Source organism: Ureibacillus sp. MALMAid1270 (genome assembly GCF_049202975.1).
Lineage (GTDB): Bacteria > Bacillota > Bacilli > Bacillales_A > Planococcaceae > Ureibacillus.
Genome location: NZ_JBMIRP010000036.1, coordinates 1 through 17,230, shown reverse-complemented (window position 1 = coordinate 17,230; position 17,230 = coordinate 1). Strand labels below are relative to the sequence as shown.

Here is a 17,230-nt window from a genome sequence, read left to right as displayed (position 1 = left end):
GTCAGTTCGGGATTTTGCCTCCGGCTTCCTTCAGATTCCACCTCACGATGGACACCCTTGCCATTAGCTAACAGTTCCTACTGCCAAGCCTGTAGTGGACTTTCACCACCAAGTTATAGCCCATGCCGGGCGCACATAAATGAAGGCAAGAAGAAAAATCTTCTTGCCTATTATTAATTTCTATACAAAAGTGCGCCATCCAATGTCTTTTCGATAGAAGAAATGATCCCACTGTATTTCATTTAATTTTTTGTAAACTAGTTCTTGTGCTTCTTTTAACGTGTTCGCTTTAGTGGCAACTAATAAAACTCGTCCACCATTCCCAACATATTGACCATCTACTAATTTTGTTCCGGCATGATAAACTTCATAATTTCCATCAATGTCATTTAAATTAGGAAGTGGATTTCCTTTTTCAACATCACCTGGATAGCCTTCAGCAGCGATTACAACACCTAACATCGCCTCATCTGACCATTGTAAATCAAACGGTTTTTCTTCCATTAATGCTTTCATAAATAGTCCAAAATCGGATGTCATACGTGGTAGTACTACTTGAGTCTCTGGGTCACCAAAACGTGCGTTGAATTCGATTACTTTAGGACCTTCATTTGTAAGAATTAGGCCAGCATAAAGAATTCCTGTAAAGGATACGCCTTCTTCTTCCATTGCTTTTACTGTAGGTACAACAATTTCATCGTACGCTTTTGACACCATATCTTGAGAAATTTGCGGTACAGGTGAGTATGCACCCATTCCACCTGTATTTGGTCCTTGATCGCCATCGTATGCGCGTTTATGATCTTGCGCAATAACCATAGGGTAAATTTGTCCTTTATGTACAAATGACATGAAGGAGAATTCTTCACCGTCTAAAAATTGTTCAATAACTACACGTGAAGAGGATTCACCAAATCGCTGATTACCAATCATATCTTCAATTGCCTCAATTGCCTCTTCGTCAGTCATTGCCACAATTACACCTTTACCAGCAGCAAGTCCATCCGCTTTAACGACGATTGGTGCACCTTGTTCTTTTACATACTCAATTGCTTTTTGTGCATCAGTAAAAGTTTCATAAGCAGCTGTAGGAATATTGTATTTTTTCATCAGTTGTTTTGCGTAAGATTTACTACCTTCAATTTGTGCTGCAGCTTTTGTTGGTCCAAAGATTGTTAAGTTTTCCTTTTGGAAATAGTCTACAATCCCAGCAGCTAATGGCTGTTCAGGGCCAACAAATGTAAGGTCAATCTTGTTCTCTTTTGCAAAGTTCACAAGCGCTTCGAAATCAAGTACGTCAATTGATAAGATTTCAGCACATTCGCGCATACCGTCATTTCCTGGTGCTACATATACGTTCTTAACAGATGGTGAAATGCTGAATTTCTTTGCAATTGCGTGTTCACGGCCACCACTACCAATTACGAGGATGTTCATTTGGATTGCCTCCTTAATAATGAATAATTTTACGGGCGAAACTTTTTTGGTTATGTGCGAGTTTTGTCTGGTTATGTGCGGGTTCCCTCGGTTTATGTGCGAGTTTCACCTGTTTATGTGCGGGTTCAACACTTTTATGTGCGGGTTGCACTTTATGGGCGCTTTCCCCGACTTTATGTGCGGGTTGCACTTTGGTTGCCCTAAACGAAACGCCCGCCTCCTCAAAGACGAGCGTTAAACCAAACTCTTAATGTTTGAAATGTCTTACCCCTGTGAATACCATTGCAATACCGTATTCATTTGCTTTGTCGATAGAATCTTGGTCTTTAATTGATCCACCTGGTTGAATAATTGCTTTAATACCAGCAGCAGCTGCAGTTTCAACTGTATCGCTCATTGGGAAGAATGCATCAGAAGCTAATACAGCACCTTTTGCTTTTTCACCAGCTTGTTCTAAGGCGATTTTTGCTGCACCTACACGATTCATTTGTCCAGCTCCAACACCTAAAGTCATTTGTGCATCGTTAACAACTATTGCATTAGACTTAACATGTTTTACTACTGCCCAACCAAGTTTTAATGCTTCCCACTCTTCTGCAGTTGGTTCACGGTCAGTGACAACTTTGATGTTAGCATCTTTAAATCCAAATGTATCATCTTCTTGAACAAGTAATCCACCCTCAACAGATACAACCTTGAACTTGTCTTGTTTTTCTTGTGCAAAGCTGATTGTCATTAAGCGAATGTTTTTCTTTTTCGTTAAAATTTCCAGAGCTTCTTCTGTAAATGAAGGCGCAATGATAATTTCTAGGAAGATGTTACTTAATTTTTCTGCAGTTGCAGCATCTACTTCACGATTAAGAGCAATAATTCCACCGAAGATTGAAGTTGGATCTGCTTCGTATGCTTTAGCGAATGCTTCTTCAATGCTCGCGCCTGTACCAACACCACAAGGATTCATATGTTTTACCGCAACAGCAGCAGGAACATCAAATTCTTTTACGATTTGAAGAGCAGCATTTCCATCTTGAATATTGTTGTAAGATAATTCCTTACCGTGTAATTGAGTTGCATAAGCTAGAGAGAAATGTGAGCTTAAACGTTTTTGGTAGAACGCTGCTTTTTGATGAGGATTTTCACCATAACGTAACGTTTGTTTTAACTCGTAAGTCATTGTTAAGTTTTCAGGGAAATCTTCTTCTGTTAAGTAGTTAGAAATATAAGAGTCGTATGCCGCTGTATGACGGAATACTTTAGCAGCTAACTTGCGACGAGTTTCAATAGTTGTTTCGCCAGTTGCTTTTAACTCTTCAAGTACTTTTGCATAATCATTTGAGTCTACAATAACTGTTACATATTGATGGTTTTTTGCAGCAGAACGCAACATTGTTGGGCCACCGATGTCAATATTTTCGATTGCATCGTCCCATGTTACATCAGGCTTTGAAATTGTTTCAACGAAAGGATATAAATTAACACAAACGATCTCAATTGGCTCAATACCGTGTTCTTCCATTTGTGCTTTATGTGAAGGGTCATCAAATTTCCCTAAAAGTCCACCGTGGATTAAAGGATTTAATGTTTTCACTCGGCCGTCTAAAATTTCTGGGAATTTCGTTACTTCATCTACAGCTGTTACAGGAACCGAGTTATCTTGTAACATTTTTTTCGTACCACCAGTTGATAAAATTTCATAACCTAATGCTACTAATTCCTTTGCAAAATCTAAAATACCATCTTTATTTGATACACTGATCAGTGCACGTTTAGTCATGTGTTGCGTCCTCCATTATCAAATATATTAACCAATAAGTTGAAAGGGTACGCTTATTCATAGCGTACAACCCTTCACAAGTAATGATATTGTATTAATTTTCAAATAATTTTTTTAATGTTTTTGTATAAAGTTCATGTTCCACTGCATGGATTCGCGCTTCAGTCTCTTCATGATTTCCATCTACCACTTCAACTGCAGCTTGTGCCAAGATTGGTCCAGTATCCATTCCTTCATCTACAAAATGAACGGTTACTCCTGTTACCTTTACACCATGATCCATCGCTTGACCGATTGCGTCTTTACCTGGAAACGATGGTAATAAAGAAGGGTGAATGTTAACAATTCGGTTTGAGTATGCGGATAAAAGTGTATGACCAATTAAACGCATATAACCTGCTAATACGACCCATTCAATCTTTCTATCACGTAACAGTGCTACAATCTCAGCCTCGTATTCTTCTTTTGAAGTATAAGATTTAGCGGAAAACGCATGTACTGGAATTCCGAATTGTTTAGCACGTGTAACGACAAAGGCTTCTGGTTTATCAGTAACGACTAATTCTACCTTTGCATTTAGTTCTCCACGTTCAATCGCTTCTTGAATTGCTTGAAAATTACTTCCACTTCCAGAAGCAAATACAGCTATTTTTGTTGTCATCACACTAAACTCCCATCATGAGTTCCATTAAAGATGACACCTTCGCCTTTCACAACACGACCAATTTTATAGGCATTTTCACCATGTTTTTGAGCAAGTTCTATTACTTTTTCTGCTTCATCTTCACGCACTGAAATTACATAACCAATACCCATATTAAAGACGTTATATAAATCTTTATCAGCTAATCCGCCTTGTTCTTTTAAGAACTCGAATACTCGAAGTACTGGCCAAGATCCTAAGTCAATTTCAGTTGCAAGACCCTCTGGCATCATACGTGGTAAATTCTCATAGAAGCCACCACCTGTAACGTGAGCCATTCCATGAACATCTACTTCTTTTAAAATCTCAATAACAGGTTTTGCGTAAATTTTTGTTGGTGTAAGAAGTGCTTCTCCAATCGGACCTAAATCTTCATAACCTTCAACCACTTGGTCCACTGCATAGCCATGATCTGCAAATACAATCTTACGAACTAATGAATAACCGTTTGAATGAACGCCGCTTGAAGCTAAACCAACTAGAACATCACCTTCTACGATTTTTTCACCTGTAACAATATTCGCCTTCTCCGTTGCACCTACAGCAAATCCAGCTAAATCGTATTCATCTTCATCGTAAAGACCAGGCATTTCAGCTGTCTCTCCACCGATTAAAGCAGCTCCTGCTTGAACACAGCCATCCGCTACACCTTTAACAATTTGTTCTATCTTAGAAGGTTCTGCTTTACCTACTGCTACATAATCTAAGAAATACAATGGTTCTGCACCTTGAGCCACAATATCGTTCACACACATCGCTACACAGTCAATACCGATTGTATCGTGTTTATCTACCATAAATGCAAGTTTTAATTTTGTCCCAACACCATCAGTACCTGAAATGAGAACAGGTTCTTTAAGATTTAGTGAAGACAAGTCAAACATGCCACCAAAGCCGCCAAATGTACCCATTACACCTAAACGATTCGTACGTTCAACATGGGATTTCATACGTTTTACAGCTTCGTAACCAGCCTCTATATTTACACCTGCTTGTTCATATGCTTTTGACATGACTACTTCCTCCTATCGAACTAACTCTTTCTCATGTGGTAAAACTGTATCTGGGAAAATTTCTGTAGGATAATCTCCAGTAAAGCATGCTAGACATAAGCCTCTTGTTTCGTCTTCAAATGGGCGACCAATTGCTTCAACCAAACCATCTGGAGATAAAAATGTTAATGAGTCTGCACCGATTTCTTCACAAATTTGATCAACCGTTCTTCCAGTGGCAATTAATTCTTCATCAGATGAAATATCAATTCCGTAGAAGCATGGGTTTGATAATGGAGGTGAAGAAATGACAACATGTACTTCTGTTGCTCCTGCTTCTTTTAACATTCTAACAATTCGACGTGATGTAGTTCCACGTACAATTGAATCATCCACCATCACAACACGTTTTCCCTTAACAACTTGCACGACTGGAGAAAGTTTCATTTTCACGCCACGTTCACGCAACTCTTGTGTAGGCTGTATGAATGTTCGACCTGTGTAACGATTTTTGATTAACCCTAATTCATAAGGAATTCCACTTTCTTCAGCAAAACCAATTGCAGCTGAAATAGATGAATCAGGTACACCTGTTACTACATCTGCATCAATATGGCCTATTTCTTTAGCCAACTGTTTCCCCATACGTTTACGTGCCATATGGATATTTATTTGGTCAATGTTTGAATCAGGACGTGCGAAATAAACATATTCCATTGCACACATAGCTCGTTTTTCTATTGGAGCAAAACGATCTTCTTCGATTCCTTTATCAGTGATGATAAGAAGTTCACCAGGTTCAACATCACGAATATATTCAGCACCGATTAAATCAAAAGCATTTGTTTCTGAAGCAACAACCCAAGAATCGCCTAATTTTCCGATTGAAAGTGGTCTTAAACCATTGCGATCTCGAGCAACTAACATTCGATCTTTTGAAAGAATTAATATAGAAAATGCACCTTTTAATAAAGATAAAGCCTCTTTCACTTGTTCAAGATAGCGTGGTTTTTTACTTTTTTTAATTAAATGAACAACCACTTCTGTATCTGAAGTTGAGTGAAAAATACTACCAGAACGTTCTAAATGACTTTTTAAGTGATTTGCGTTTACTAAATTTCCATTATGAGCGATGGCAAGTGTTCCGGTAGAGGAACGGAATAATAACGGTTGAACGTTATCGATTCCGCCACCTCCTGCAGTTGTATAACGAACATGAGCAATTGCCGCAGTACCTTTTGCACTTTTTAACTTTTCTTCATTAAACACTTCGTTAACGAGCCCTTCACCTCTAACAGCTTTAAGGAACTCTCCATCAGTTGCAACAATACCTGCACCTTCTTGGCCACGATGTTGTAATGCATGTAATCCGTAATAACTTAAATGTGTAGCTGCATCATGTCCCCAAATGCCAAACACTCCACATTCTTCGTTTAAGCCTCTGATTTCACCAAGCATGGGATTGCTCCTTTCCAAGCAGAACGGAATTCCTCCACTGTACCTTCAACAAGAACGCCAGTGTCACCGTTGATTGTAATTTTTGCATCATCTGTTACGACACCGATTTTCTTAGCTTCTGGAATAATATCTTCAAATTCACCAGCGTTTTCTTGTTTTACTGTTACGATAAATCGTGATTGAGATTCACTGAATAGAGCAGTAACAGGAGAGCCTTCAAGAGTAGCATAGATACCTAAACCATTTGCTGAGAATGTTGTTTCTGCTAATGCAACAGCAACTCCACCTTCAGAAACGTCATGTGCAGATTGTACTAATCCTGAGCGGATTGCTGATAGGATTGACTTTTGACGTGTTGCTTCTACATCTAAATCAATACTTGGCGCTTTACCGAAAATTTTACCGTGTACTAACTTTTGTAGTTCAGAACCGCCAAATTCAGTTTTAGTTTCACCGATTAAGTAAACAAGATCACCAGCATTTTTAACTTCTTGCGTAGTAACATGTGATAAGTCTTTTACTAAACCAACCATACCAATTGTTGGCGTTGGGTAAACTGCTTCACCTGAACGCTCATTATAAAGTGATACGTTACCACCAATTACTGGTGCGCTTAAAGCAGTACATGCAGCTGAGATTCCATCTGCACTTTTCTCGATTTGCCAGAAAATTTCTGGTTTTTCTGGATTACCAAAGTTTAAGCAGTCAGTAATTGCAAGTGGCTCTCCACCTGATACAACAATATTACGTGCAGCTTCAGCAACTGCAATTTTACCGCCTGTTTCAGGATCTAAATAGATATAACGAGAATTACAGTCTGTAGTCATCGCTAACCCTTTGTTTGTACCACGAACACGTAGAATTGCAGCATCAGAACCAGGTGCAACAACTGTATTTGTGCGAACTTGATAATCATATTGATCATAAACCCATTCTTTTGAAGCAACTGTTGGAGCTTTTAGTAAAGCAGTTAATGTTTCTTTATAATCTGATACTTCTGGCTCTACATTATCCATTGCTTGGAACTCTACAAAATATGCTGGTTCTTGTGATGGTTTGTGATATACAGGTGCATCTTCAGCTAGCGCATCCGCAGGTACTTCAGCAACAACTTCACCTTTGTGAAGTAAACGTAGCATTTTGTCGTCAGTTACTCGACCAATTGCGACAGCGTCTAAACCGTATTTATCAAAAATCGATTTAATTTCATTTTCTCGACCTTTTTTAACAACAAGTAACATACGCTCTTGTGATTCGGATAACATCATTTCGTAAGCTGTCATTCCTGTTTCACGTTGAGGAACTAAATCTAAGTTCATCTCAACACCTGATCCAGCTTTAGACGCCATTTCAGCGGAAGATGAAGTAAGACCAGCAGCTCCCATATCTTGAATCCCTACTAGGGCGTCTGATTTTACTACCTCTAAACATGCTTCAAGTAGAAGTTTTTCCATAAATGGATCTCCAACTTGTACAGCTGGGCGTTTTTCTTCAGAAGCTTCTGAAAGTTCTTCCGATGCGAATGTTGCACCGTGGATACCATCACGACCTGTTTTAGCTCCTACGTACATAACTGTATTACCAACACCCGCAGCAATTCCGCGTTGGATATCTTTATGATCAATTAAACCTACACACATTGCATTTACAAGTGGGTTTCCTTCATAACAAGGGTCAAACTGAATTTCTCCACCCACAGTTGGAATACCGATACAGTTTCCGTATCCAGCAATACCAGCTACAACTTCTTCAAATAAATATTTACCGCGCTCTGATTGCAATTCACCGAAACGTAAAGAGTTTAACATTGCAATTGGACGAGCACCCATTGAGAATACGTCACGAATAATTCCACCTACACCAGTAGCTGCACCTTGGTAAGGCTCGATTGCAGATGGATGGTTATGTGATTCCATTTTGAATACAACCGCTTGTTCATCACCAATATCGACAATCCCTGCACCTTCACCAGGTCCTTGTAATACTTGAGGGCCTTTTGTTGGGAACTTACGTAATACTGGTTTTGAATTTTTATATGAACAGTGTTCAGACCACATAACAGAGAACAAACCTGTTTCTGTCCAGTTTGGAAGTCGACCTATAATGCTACATGCTAATTCAAACTCTTCATCTGACATTCCCATCTCAGCATATAACTTTTGTTCTTTAATTTGCTCTGCTGTTGGTTCTAGTTTAGCTGACATGTGATTCCCTCCACTGTTTAACGATTGATTTAAATAATTTTAACCCGTCACTACTTCCAAGTAGGTCGTTTACAGCACGCTCTGGATGCGGCATCATGCCAAGGACATTACCTTGCTCGTTAATGATCCCTGCAATATCTTCTAAACTTCCATTTGGATTTTCACCGGAATATGTAAATACGATTTGGTTATTCGCTTTTAGGTTTGCAAGAGTTTCCTCGTCACAGAAGTAGTTTCCTTCTCCGTGAGCGATTGGAATATTAATAATTTCGCCTTGTTCATATTGATTTGTAAATAATGTGTTTGTATTTTCAACTTTCAATTCTACTGTACGGCACATGAATTTAAGGTTTTTGTTGCGAAGTAATACGCCAGGAAGTAAACCTGCTTCCGTAAGAATTTGGAATCCATTACATACCCCTAATACTGGTTTCCCTTCTGCTGCTGCTTTTTTAACCTCTGCCATTACATTCGATTGGTTTGCCATAGCACCACAACGTAAGTAGTCACCGTATGAGAAACCTCCAGGAACTAAAATACCATCAAATTTACTTAGATCCGTTGCAGAATGCCATACATATTCTACTTCTTCGCCTAGCTCATCTTTAATCGCATGGTACATGTCGATATCACAGTTTGATCCAGGGAAAACAAGTACTGCGAATTTCATAATTAATTTTCCTCCTCAACTTCAAAGCGGTAGTCTTCAATTACTGTATTTGCAAGGAGCTTTTCACACATTTCCTTCACTACAACATCTAAATCACGGTTCATTTCACCGATTGTTAATTCTAAGTATTTTCCGATACGTACATCTGAGACTTCGCTATAACCCATTTTAGCTAACGAACCTTGTACAGCCGCACCTTGTGGATCTAATACACTTTCACGTAATGTCACATATACTTTAACTTTTGTCATTTTACTTTCCTCCAAGTCTCGCAAGAATGATTTCATATACTTCAGTTAAGCTTCCCAAATCACGACGGAAAACATCTTTGTCTAATTTTTGCTTTGTATGTGCATCCCAAAGTCTGCATGTATCAGGTGATATTTCATCAGCTAATAAAATATTGCCATCTTTGTCGCGACCAAATTCTAGTTTAAAGTCTACTAATATAACATCTACTGCTTTAAAAATAGGTTCAAGAACGCTATTAACTTTTAAACCTTGTTGGTAGATTGCTTCGACTTCTTCTTTTGTTGCAATCCCTAGAATGTCGATATGTTCATTGTTTATAATTGGATCTCCTAGTGCATCATCTTTATAGTAGAATTCCACTATCGGACGTTTCAGTGGAGTGCCTTCCTCAAAACCTAATCGCTTTGCAAGACTTCCTGCCGCAATATTACGAATTACGACTTCAATGGGAATAATGTCAACTTTACGCACTAATTGCTCATGATCTGAAATTCTTTCAACAAAATGTGAGTCGATTCCATTTTCTTTTAACTTTTCAAAAATTAAAGTCGAAATTTGATTGTTTAAAACACCCTTGCCTTCAATTTCTGCTTTCTTTTCACCGTTAAAAGCTGTAGCACTATTCTTGTATTCTACGAATAAAATACCTTCTTGTTCAGTTTGATATAAACGTTTCGCTTTACCTTCGTATAAAAGTTGACCTTTATTCATGGACTTTGCCTCCGATTAATGACGGGAGGTGTAATACCTCCCGAAGAATGAAAGTAGTAGTAATTAGTTAATTCCTAAACGATCAAAAATCATATCAACATTTTTAATGTGATAGTTGTAATCAAAGCAATCATCAATTTCTTCCTTAGTTAGTAATGAAGTAATTTTTTCGTTAGATTCCACTAATGGACGGAATTGGATTTGTTCATCCCAAGAACGAGCTGTTAATGGTTGAACTGTATCGTATGCTTCCTCACGTACTAAACCTTTGTCGATTAATGCTAGTAGAATACGTTGCGAATAAATTAAGCCAAATGTACGATCCATGTTACGTTTCATGTTTTCTGGGAATACCGTTAAATTTTTCACGATATTTCCAAATCGGTTTAACATGTAGTTAAGTGCAATTGTTGCATCCGGTAAAATTACACGTTCTGCAGATGAATGAGAAATATCACGTTCATGCCATAAAGACACATTTTCATACGCAGTAAGCATGTAACCGCGCACTAGGCGAGCAATACCAGTCATATTTTCAGAACCAATTGGGTTACGTTTATGTGGCATAGCAGATGAACCTTTTTGTCCTTTTCCAAATGCTTCTTCCACTTCTCGAGTTTCTGATTTTTGAAGACCACGAACCTCTGTTGCAAACTTCTCGATAGACGTTGCAATTAACGCTAATGTTGACATGTATTGTGCATGACGGTCACGTTGTAATGTTTGAGTTGAAATTGGAGCGGCTTGCAAACCTAATTTTTCACAAACGTATTGTTCAACGAATGGGTCGATGTTTGCATAAGTACCAACTGCACCAGAGATTTTACCTGTTTCAATAACTTTAGCTGCATTATCGAAACGCTCTAGGTTACGAATCATCTCTTCACGCCATAATGCTAATTTCAAACCGAATGTTGTCGGTTCCGCATGTACACCATGAGTTCTTCCCATCATAACTGTATATTTATGTTCTTTTGCTTTTTCAGTTAAGATGTCGATAAAGTTAACGATATCTTTGCGAATAATTTCATTTGCTTGTTTGATTAAATAAGATAGTGCAGTATCAACTACGTCTGTTGAAGTTAAACCGTAGTGAACCCATTTACGTTCCTCACCTAATGTTTCAGAAACTGCACGAGTGAATGCTACTACATCATGACGAGTTTCTTGTTCAATTTCATAAATACGATTCATATCAAATGAAGCGTTTTGGCGAAGTAATTCTACATCTTCTTTTGGTATAGCGCCTAGTTCAGACCAAGCTTCACATGCTAAAATTTCAACTTCTAACCAAGCTTTGAATTTGTTTTCTTCTGTCCAAATTGCTCCCATTTCAGGACGAGTATAACGTTCGATCATATTTCTTTTTCTCCCTTTTATTCCGACCAAATGCCAGATTTTTCGATTTCGTCTAATGTCAATTCAACATTATTCGTCATTATTGTAACATGACCCATCTTACGATTGACCTTAGCTTTATCTTTTCCATATAAATGTACCGACCAATCAGGGTATTTGGAAATATTATTGGTTAATGGAACAACATGTTGACCTAACACATTGACCATAATAGAAGGTGCCCATAAAACTGGTTTACGTAATGGCCAACCACATATCGCACGGATATGTTGACCAAACTGTGAGATGTTACAAGCTTCTATTGAATAGTGACCAGAATTATGTGGTCTTGGAGCTAGCTCATTAATGATAATGTCACCATTTTTTAAAACAAACATTTCAACTGCTAAAGTTCCAATGAGTTGCAAGTGATCAGCTATTTTAATAGCTGCTTGTTCAGCTTGATTTAAAGTATCATTTGAAATTCTTGCAGGTACGATTGTTTCGTGTAAAATGTGGTGAACATGAATATTTTCTCCCACTGGTAAACAATAAGTTTCACCTAATCCGTTACGTTGAACAATAACGGAAATCTCCATATTAAATGGAACAAAACTTTCTACTACACATTGTGAATGCTCTATGAGACCTTTTGCTAAAGGTAAATCGTCAATAGAATTTAGTCTTTGTTGACCTTTCCCATCATATCCACCCCGAGCTGTTTTAACGATACATGGATAACCAATTTTGTCGATGTGTGTAACTAGGTCATCGTAAGTATCGACAACAAAATAAGGTGCAACGGGACAACCCGCTTTAACTATTGCCTCTTTTTCCGTTACACGGTTTTGTGTAATACGAACTAATTCTGCTCCTTGAGGAACGTAAGCAATTTCTGTTAATCTCTTTAAACCTTCATAGTCTATATTTTCAAATTCATAAGTAATGACGTCACTAACTGATGCTAACTCTTCTAATGCCGCTTCATCATCATATGGCGCTACAATACATATATCTGCAACTTGACCACATGGGGAATCCATCGTTGGTTCCAACACTGCGACTTTGAATCCCGCTTCCTTGGCCGATAATGCCATCATACGTCCTAGCTGGCCACCGCCAATAATTCCAATCGTTTGGCCAGGGAAAATCATTGTTGTCACAGTAATTCACCTGTACTTTCTAAAACTTTTTGTTTTAACGTCTCACGTCTTGTTTCTAACTGATTCGCTAATTCCGGATTTGTAATAGATAAGATTTGTGCTGCAAGTAATCCTGCATTTGTAGCACCCGCTTTACCAATTGCAACCGTTGCTACTGGTACGCCACCAGGCATTTGAACAATCGATAACAATGAATCTAATCCGTTTAATGCTTTCGATTGAACTGGTACACCAATTACTGGCAGTGTTGTTTTAGCAGCAACCATACCAGGTAAATGTGCTGCACCTCCAGCTCCTGCAATAATGACTTCAATTCCTCTTGAACGAGCTGTTTCTGCATATTCAAACATTAAATCTGGTGTTCTGTGTGCTGAAACAACTTTCTTTTCATATGCCACTTGTAGTTCATCTAAAATGTCACAAGCATGTTTCATTGTTTCCCAATCACTTGAACTGCCCATGATCACGCCAATTTTCGGATTCATATTTACGCTCCTTTTTCCCTTTAAAAAGAAAATGCCCTAAAGTAATCTACTATTCTACACGTAGAAAGCAGAAAACTTGAGGACATTTGTAAGATGAAAAATGTTGTTTAGCCAAAAGACTTAAATTCAACAAATTTCAAATACTAGTCTTTAAGTTTGCTTTCCCGCATAGTCCGGAATTTACGGTACCGGGTAGAGACACTAGAGCCATATTCTCTAGCATATATGTGGGATTTTGTTTAGAAGGATCATCTACTAAACAACTAATATTTTACACTGTTGTGTTATTTGCTTTTTCATTTTAACAAGGTATCAACAGAAAATCAATGAAATAATGCGAACAATAAATTTTCAGACAAATGGAATGTTCGGATTTTCGTCATCTTTACTATACTTCTTCTTTTAATACACCTTTAAATTTTATTTTTTGGCGAAGGTAGGTAGGCTCTCCATCCACTATGTAAAAGACAGGCTCCTCTTTACGGCCCATTGCCATGTAGCCTTCTCTACTCATCCGCGCTAAACATTCTTCAATTGTTTCATGTTCCTCTACTTCAAACCAAACTTGTTTTTTTGACATTCTTTTTTATCCTTTCAAATCGTATTGTATACAATAACATTATCATGTTACTGTGTAAAGAAAGATTCAGATTTTTTGTTTTCTAAGAAATCGGATTTTAATTTAAAACTTTACATAATGAGAGTATTCTCATTAATTTCTAATTTTTTTCGGATATCATTTGATTATTAGGTAAAGTTAATGACGGACGTCTTTTATGGATTGTTAATCACATTTTGAATGATAGTTCACTTAAAAAATAAAATTATGAGTTGATCACATTGAATTATAAAATTTTAATCATTGAAGATGAAGAATATATTGCTCGTGTTTTGCTATTAGAACTTGAATTTGAAGGTTATTTAACGGATGTAGCCCATACAGGTACAGAAGGTCTCATTAAATACCGCGAAGGTGAATTTGATTTAGTTCTTCTAGATTTTATGTTACCCGAAATGCATGGTCTGGATGTACTGAAACGAATTCGTGCAACTGAACAAACAACACCTGTCATATTATTAACTGCGAAAAGTGATGTGGAAGATAAGGTGAAGGGATTAGATTTTGGAGCAAATGATTATGTGACGAAACCTTTTGAAATTGAAGAACTAATTGCTCGTATTCGTTCTAATTTAAGGTTCGCTCAAATGAGGAATGCCATACAAGATAAAGAAAAAAAGGATGAACCCTTAATTGTTTATCAACAATTATCTATTCATGAGCAATCCCGTGAAGTGCGTTACCATGACAAGTTGATTGACCTTACTCCAAGAGAATATGATTTATTGCTCTATTTATTAAAACATCCAAAACGAGTATTATCCCGAGAACAAATATTAGATGCTGTTTGGGGATACGACTACTACGGAGATACAAATGTGATAGATGTCTATATTCGATACGTTCGTCAAAAGTTAGATAGTGCAAACCCATCACCAATTATTCATACGGTACGTGGTGTTGGCTATGTACTAAAGGAGAACGTTCATGAAGCATTACTTGGTGTCATGGGTATTGGAGGAATCATTGCAGTAGCGAGTGGTAGTTTAGTTGGTTTTGCAAGCGAATTAACCGTCGAAGAGATAAAGGAAAAAGCACTAGCCGAAGTGAATGGTACGATTCATGAAGTTGAATTCGAAAAAGAAGGAAGCAAAACATTTTATGAAATAGAAATCGTCACAGAAGACGCTGAATACGTTTGAAATTTGATGCATCCACTGGCAAATTAATTAAAAAGCATAAAGACGATCGTGATGATCAAAAACAAGTTTTAGTAAATATTGAACCTGTAAATCAAAACAACGATGATAGTGATGACTCAAATAATAAAGAGCAAACAGTCCCTCAAATTAGCTCATCAAATAAAGAAACTATCAAAACAGAACAAAAACAAACAGTTACATCACCTACTACAAATCAAGGAATAAAACAGGATGACGATTATTACTATGACGACCGTTATGATGATGATCGTTACGAAGATGATGATCGCTATGATGACGATGACAATGATGACGACGATAATGACGACGATGATGATGACGATGATGATAACGATGATAACGATGACTAAGTTTTAGATTTTTGATACAAAGTTGATTCTACTTCTTGTAGAGTCAACTTTTTTCTGTATATAGTACGCTTCTTTGGAATATATTTTGTACTATGACATGCAAGATAAGGAGATGAGTAAAATATATAAATTTGGACAAGTATTAGGAATCATTGCTGGTATTGTCAGTATCGTTTTGTGGTTCATCTTAGTTTTTGCAAATCCCTATGCTCCACCAGGAAATGGTCCAATCATCACTACATTCGTCATGTTATTTCTTCCAGCCTGTTTAGCAACTTATTCTTCCTTAAAGTCAAAACAAGCTTTATTATTAATTGCCTTCATCTGGTCGTTGCCTATTAGTTTATACGTGTACTTTACACCAGGAATTTTCTTCTTCTTCGGTATCACCAGCCTTCTCTACCTATTTAGTTATGTGATCATTTTTGTTTCTCAAAAAATAACTGAAATGAAAAAAATACGACAAAACTCAATATCTATTTCAAACACCGGTAAAAAGTAATACGGTGTTTTTTTATCTATCAAAAGTATTAAATACTATTCCTCGCTATTATTATTTAAATTCTTTTCCTAATTCACCTATAAAAAAAGGTATTTTGAAATCTTTATATAATATTAATTAATAAATATATGAAGAAACTTAATTTGAATTAATAATGTGAGGTCAGGCAAATATGGATAATCAAAAAATTATTGATATATGTAATAACTATTACATTACACCAAAGAAAATTGAGATTCTTCGAAATGGTGAACGGGTATTAGCAAAAGTTGAAACAGCACATGCCTACTATTTAAAAGGTGAATCAACGGATAAGGCATATTTAGAAACATGTTGTACTTTTGCAAATCTCTTGTACGACCAAGGATTTCTAGTTACACAGTATATACAGTCCTCTAAAGGATCTTATACGGTTCAATTTGACGATAAAGTTTTTACACTTGAATTAGGCTTACCAGGAAAACCACTTGAAGTAATCACAGATCAGGAGATAATGGAAATTGGAAGATTATTAGGTAGTCAGCACCGATTATCTCAAAGAATGCCGAATTTATTTACAAACGCAACGTCTTGGAGCTTTTTTGGAGGTAACCAGTCAGATGCGATTGGAGACTATGATGAAAATGAACTAAGCTTTCTTCAGTTGAAAAAACATTATCACTCCCATCCCCTATTTTCTAAAATTGAAGCCCTTTATAATGAATATCGCTTTAATATTCAGCAAGTATGGACAAGGTTACCTCAAGGGGCCGTTCAAGGAGATTTTTGCTACTACAACATGACACGAATCGCTAATGGTCCATTAGCAATCTTTGATTTTAACCTTGCTGGTAATGAAGTCTATTTGAACGAATGCATTGGTGTAGGCGTATACCATGCTTGGCATGCTCCTTACGTCGGAAAGTTAAAAGAGCAAGAACGTTTTCAATTATTTATAGAATCCTACAGTAAAGAACGACCTTTAGAATCATTAGAACAAGTCTATTTTCCACAACTGAAATCCCTAATTCGAGCATTTCGATACGACCGAGTAGAACTCGGCTGTACCCTGGATAATAAACTAATGCAAGATCTATTCATAAAAGAAACCCTAAAAATCCTTGAAGAAGTTTAGTGGGACGTCGGGGACAGTCTTTCTGTCCCAGTGGGTTTTTTGGGACGTCGGGGACAGTCTTTCTGTCCCCGTTTGGTTTTTCAAATGCGCCGAACCTTCGGTTTCCATGGTAGTTGGGCATAAAAAAACACCACTGAATATCAGCGGTGTTATCTTTGCGAAGCGACGTCCTACTCTCACAGGGGGAAACCCCCAACTACCATCGGCGCTAAAGAGCTTAACTTCCGTGTTCGGTATGGGAACGGGTGTGACCTCTTTGCCATTATCACTTCACTTGTACATGGATGTACTGGCT

General features: G+C 37.4%; 17 protein-coding genes, 1 rRNA gene, 1 pseudogene and 1 riboswitch. Of the genes and pseudogenes, 5 read left to right on the top strand and 14 right to left on the bottom strand.

The genetic code is table 11. The features are described from left to right. Positions 1-180: 180 nt before the first annotated feature. The 13 genes from purD to ACOQFO_RS04160 all read right to left on the bottom strand — a co-directional run bounded on the left by purD (position 181) and on the right by ACOQFO_RS04160 (position 13,767). Positions 181-1,437, bottom strand: a complete 1,257-nt coding sequence (gene purD / locus ACOQFO_RS04220) for a phosphoribosylamine--glycine ligase (protein WP_421688457.1) — start codon at positions 1,435-1,437, stop codon at positions 181-183. Positions 1,438-1,684: 247 nt separating this feature from the next. After that, positions 1,685-3,211 carry a bifunctional phosphoribosylaminoimidazolecarboxamide formyltransferase/IMP cyclohydrolase gene (purH, locus tag ACOQFO_RS04215; RefSeq protein ID WP_421688456.1) on the bottom strand — a complete coding sequence of 509 codons (1,527 nt, stop codon included), beginning with the start codon at positions 3,209-3,211 and terminating at the stop codon, positions 1,685-1,687. 94 nt (positions 3,212-3,305) lie between these two features. Further along, positions 3,306-3,872 (bottom strand): phosphoribosylglycinamide formyltransferase, encoded by a 567-nt coding sequence (gene purN / locus ACOQFO_RS04210; protein ID WP_421688455.1) that lies wholly within the window; start codon positions 3,870-3,872, stop codon positions 3,306-3,308. Beyond that, positions 3,872-4,927, bottom strand: coding sequence for a phosphoribosylformylglycinamidine cyclo-ligase (purM, locus tag ACOQFO_RS04205; protein ID WP_421688454.1), 1,056 nt, complete (start codon positions 4,925-4,927; stop codon positions 3,872-3,874). The genes purN and purM overlap by 1 nt, the downstream gene beginning before the upstream one ends. Before the next feature lie 12 nt (positions 4,928-4,939). Next, positions 4,940-6,364 (bottom strand): amidophosphoribosyltransferase, encoded by a 1,425-nt coding sequence (purF, locus tag ACOQFO_RS04200; protein ID WP_421688453.1) that lies wholly within the window; start codon positions 6,362-6,364, stop codon positions 4,940-4,942. Then, complete coding sequence (gene purL / locus ACOQFO_RS04195; protein WP_421688452.1) at positions 6,340-8,568, bottom strand: phosphoribosylformylglycinamidine synthase subunit PurL; 2,229 nt, start codon at positions 8,566-8,568, stop codon at positions 6,340-6,342. Before purL ends, purF begins: the two co-directional genes overlap by 25 nt. Beyond that, positions 8,558-9,238, bottom strand: coding sequence for a phosphoribosylformylglycinamidine synthase subunit PurQ (gene purQ, locus ACOQFO_RS04190; RefSeq protein ID WP_421688451.1), 681 nt, complete (start codon positions 9,236-9,238; stop codon positions 8,558-8,560). Before purQ ends, purL begins: the two co-directional genes overlap by 11 nt. Positions 9,239-9,240: 2 nt before the next feature. After that, positions 9,241-9,489, bottom strand: a complete 249-nt coding sequence (gene purS / locus ACOQFO_RS04185) for a phosphoribosylformylglycinamidine synthase subunit PurS (protein WP_421688450.1) — start codon at positions 9,487-9,489, stop codon at positions 9,241-9,243. Between the two features lies 1 nt (position 9,490). Continuing rightward, positions 9,491-10,201: a phosphoribosylaminoimidazolesuccinocarboxamide synthase gene (gene purC, locus ACOQFO_RS04180; RefSeq protein WP_421688449.1), complete on the bottom strand. Its 711-nt coding sequence runs from the start codon at positions 10,199-10,201 to the stop codon at positions 9,491-9,493. Positions 10,202-10,264: 63 nt separating this feature from the next. Continuing rightward, positions 10,265-11,560, bottom strand: coding sequence for an adenylosuccinate lyase (gene purB, locus ACOQFO_RS04175; protein ID WP_421688448.1), 1,296 nt, complete (start codon positions 11,558-11,560; stop codon positions 10,265-10,267). A gap of 17 nt (positions 11,561-11,577) precedes the next feature. Continuing rightward, positions 11,578-12,702, bottom strand: a complete 1,125-nt coding sequence (gene purK, locus ACOQFO_RS04170) for a 5-(carboxyamino)imidazole ribonucleotide synthase (RefSeq protein WP_421688447.1) — start codon at positions 12,700-12,702, stop codon at positions 11,578-11,580. Beyond that, positions 12,699-13,187, bottom strand: coding sequence for a 5-(carboxyamino)imidazole ribonucleotide mutase (gene purE / locus ACOQFO_RS04165; protein ID WP_421688446.1), 489 nt, complete (start codon positions 13,185-13,187; stop codon positions 12,699-12,701). The genes purK and purE overlap by 4 nt, the downstream gene beginning before the upstream one ends. Before the next feature lie 149 nt (positions 13,188-13,336). Then, positions 13,337-13,436, bottom strand: a riboswitch (purine riboswitch). Between the two features lie 139 nt (positions 13,437-13,575). After that, complete coding sequence (locus ACOQFO_RS04160; RefSeq protein ID WP_421688445.1) at positions 13,576-13,767, bottom strand: NETI motif-containing protein; 192 nt, start codon at positions 13,765-13,767, stop codon at positions 13,576-13,578. A gap of 260 nt (positions 13,768-14,027) precedes the next feature. Between ACOQFO_RS04160 and ACOQFO_RS04155 the strand changes: the two are divergent. The 5 genes and pseudogenes from ACOQFO_RS04155 to ACOQFO_RS04135 all read left to right on the top strand — a co-directional run. Beyond that, positions 14,028-14,723: pseudogene (locus ACOQFO_RS04155) on the top strand (response regulator transcription factor); the annotation flags it as partial. A 30-nt stretch (positions 14,724-14,753) separates the two neighbouring features. Then, complete coding sequence (locus ACOQFO_RS04150; RefSeq protein WP_421688458.1) at positions 14,754-14,948, top strand: PepSY domain-containing protein; 195 nt, start codon at positions 14,754-14,756, stop codon at positions 14,946-14,948. Beyond that, on the top strand, positions 14,945-15,319 hold the full coding sequence (locus ACOQFO_RS04145; RefSeq protein WP_421688444.1) for a hypothetical protein: 375 nt from the start codon (positions 14,945-14,947) through the stop codon (positions 15,317-15,319). Before ACOQFO_RS04150 ends, ACOQFO_RS04145 begins: the two co-directional genes overlap by 4 nt. A 112-nt stretch (positions 15,320-15,431) precedes the next feature. After that, the gene (locus ACOQFO_RS04140; protein ID WP_421688443.1) at positions 15,432-15,821 is read left to right on the top strand and encodes a hypothetical protein; all 390 of its coding nucleotides are present in this window, start codon (positions 15,432-15,434) and stop codon (positions 15,819-15,821) included. Between the two features lie 172 nt (positions 15,822-15,993). Further along, the gene (locus ACOQFO_RS04135; protein WP_421688442.1) at positions 15,994-16,935 is read left to right on the top strand and encodes a hypothetical protein; all 942 of its coding nucleotides are present in this window, start codon (positions 15,994-15,996) and stop codon (positions 16,933-16,935) included. A 157-nt stretch (positions 16,936-17,092) separates the two neighbouring features. On the opposite strand, the gene rrf is transcribed toward ACOQFO_RS04135, so the two are convergent. Then, positions 17,093-17,208: ribosomal RNA gene (gene rrf / locus ACOQFO_RS04130) — 5S ribosomal RNA — on the bottom strand. Between the last annotated feature and the right edge of the window lie 22 nt (positions 17,209-17,230).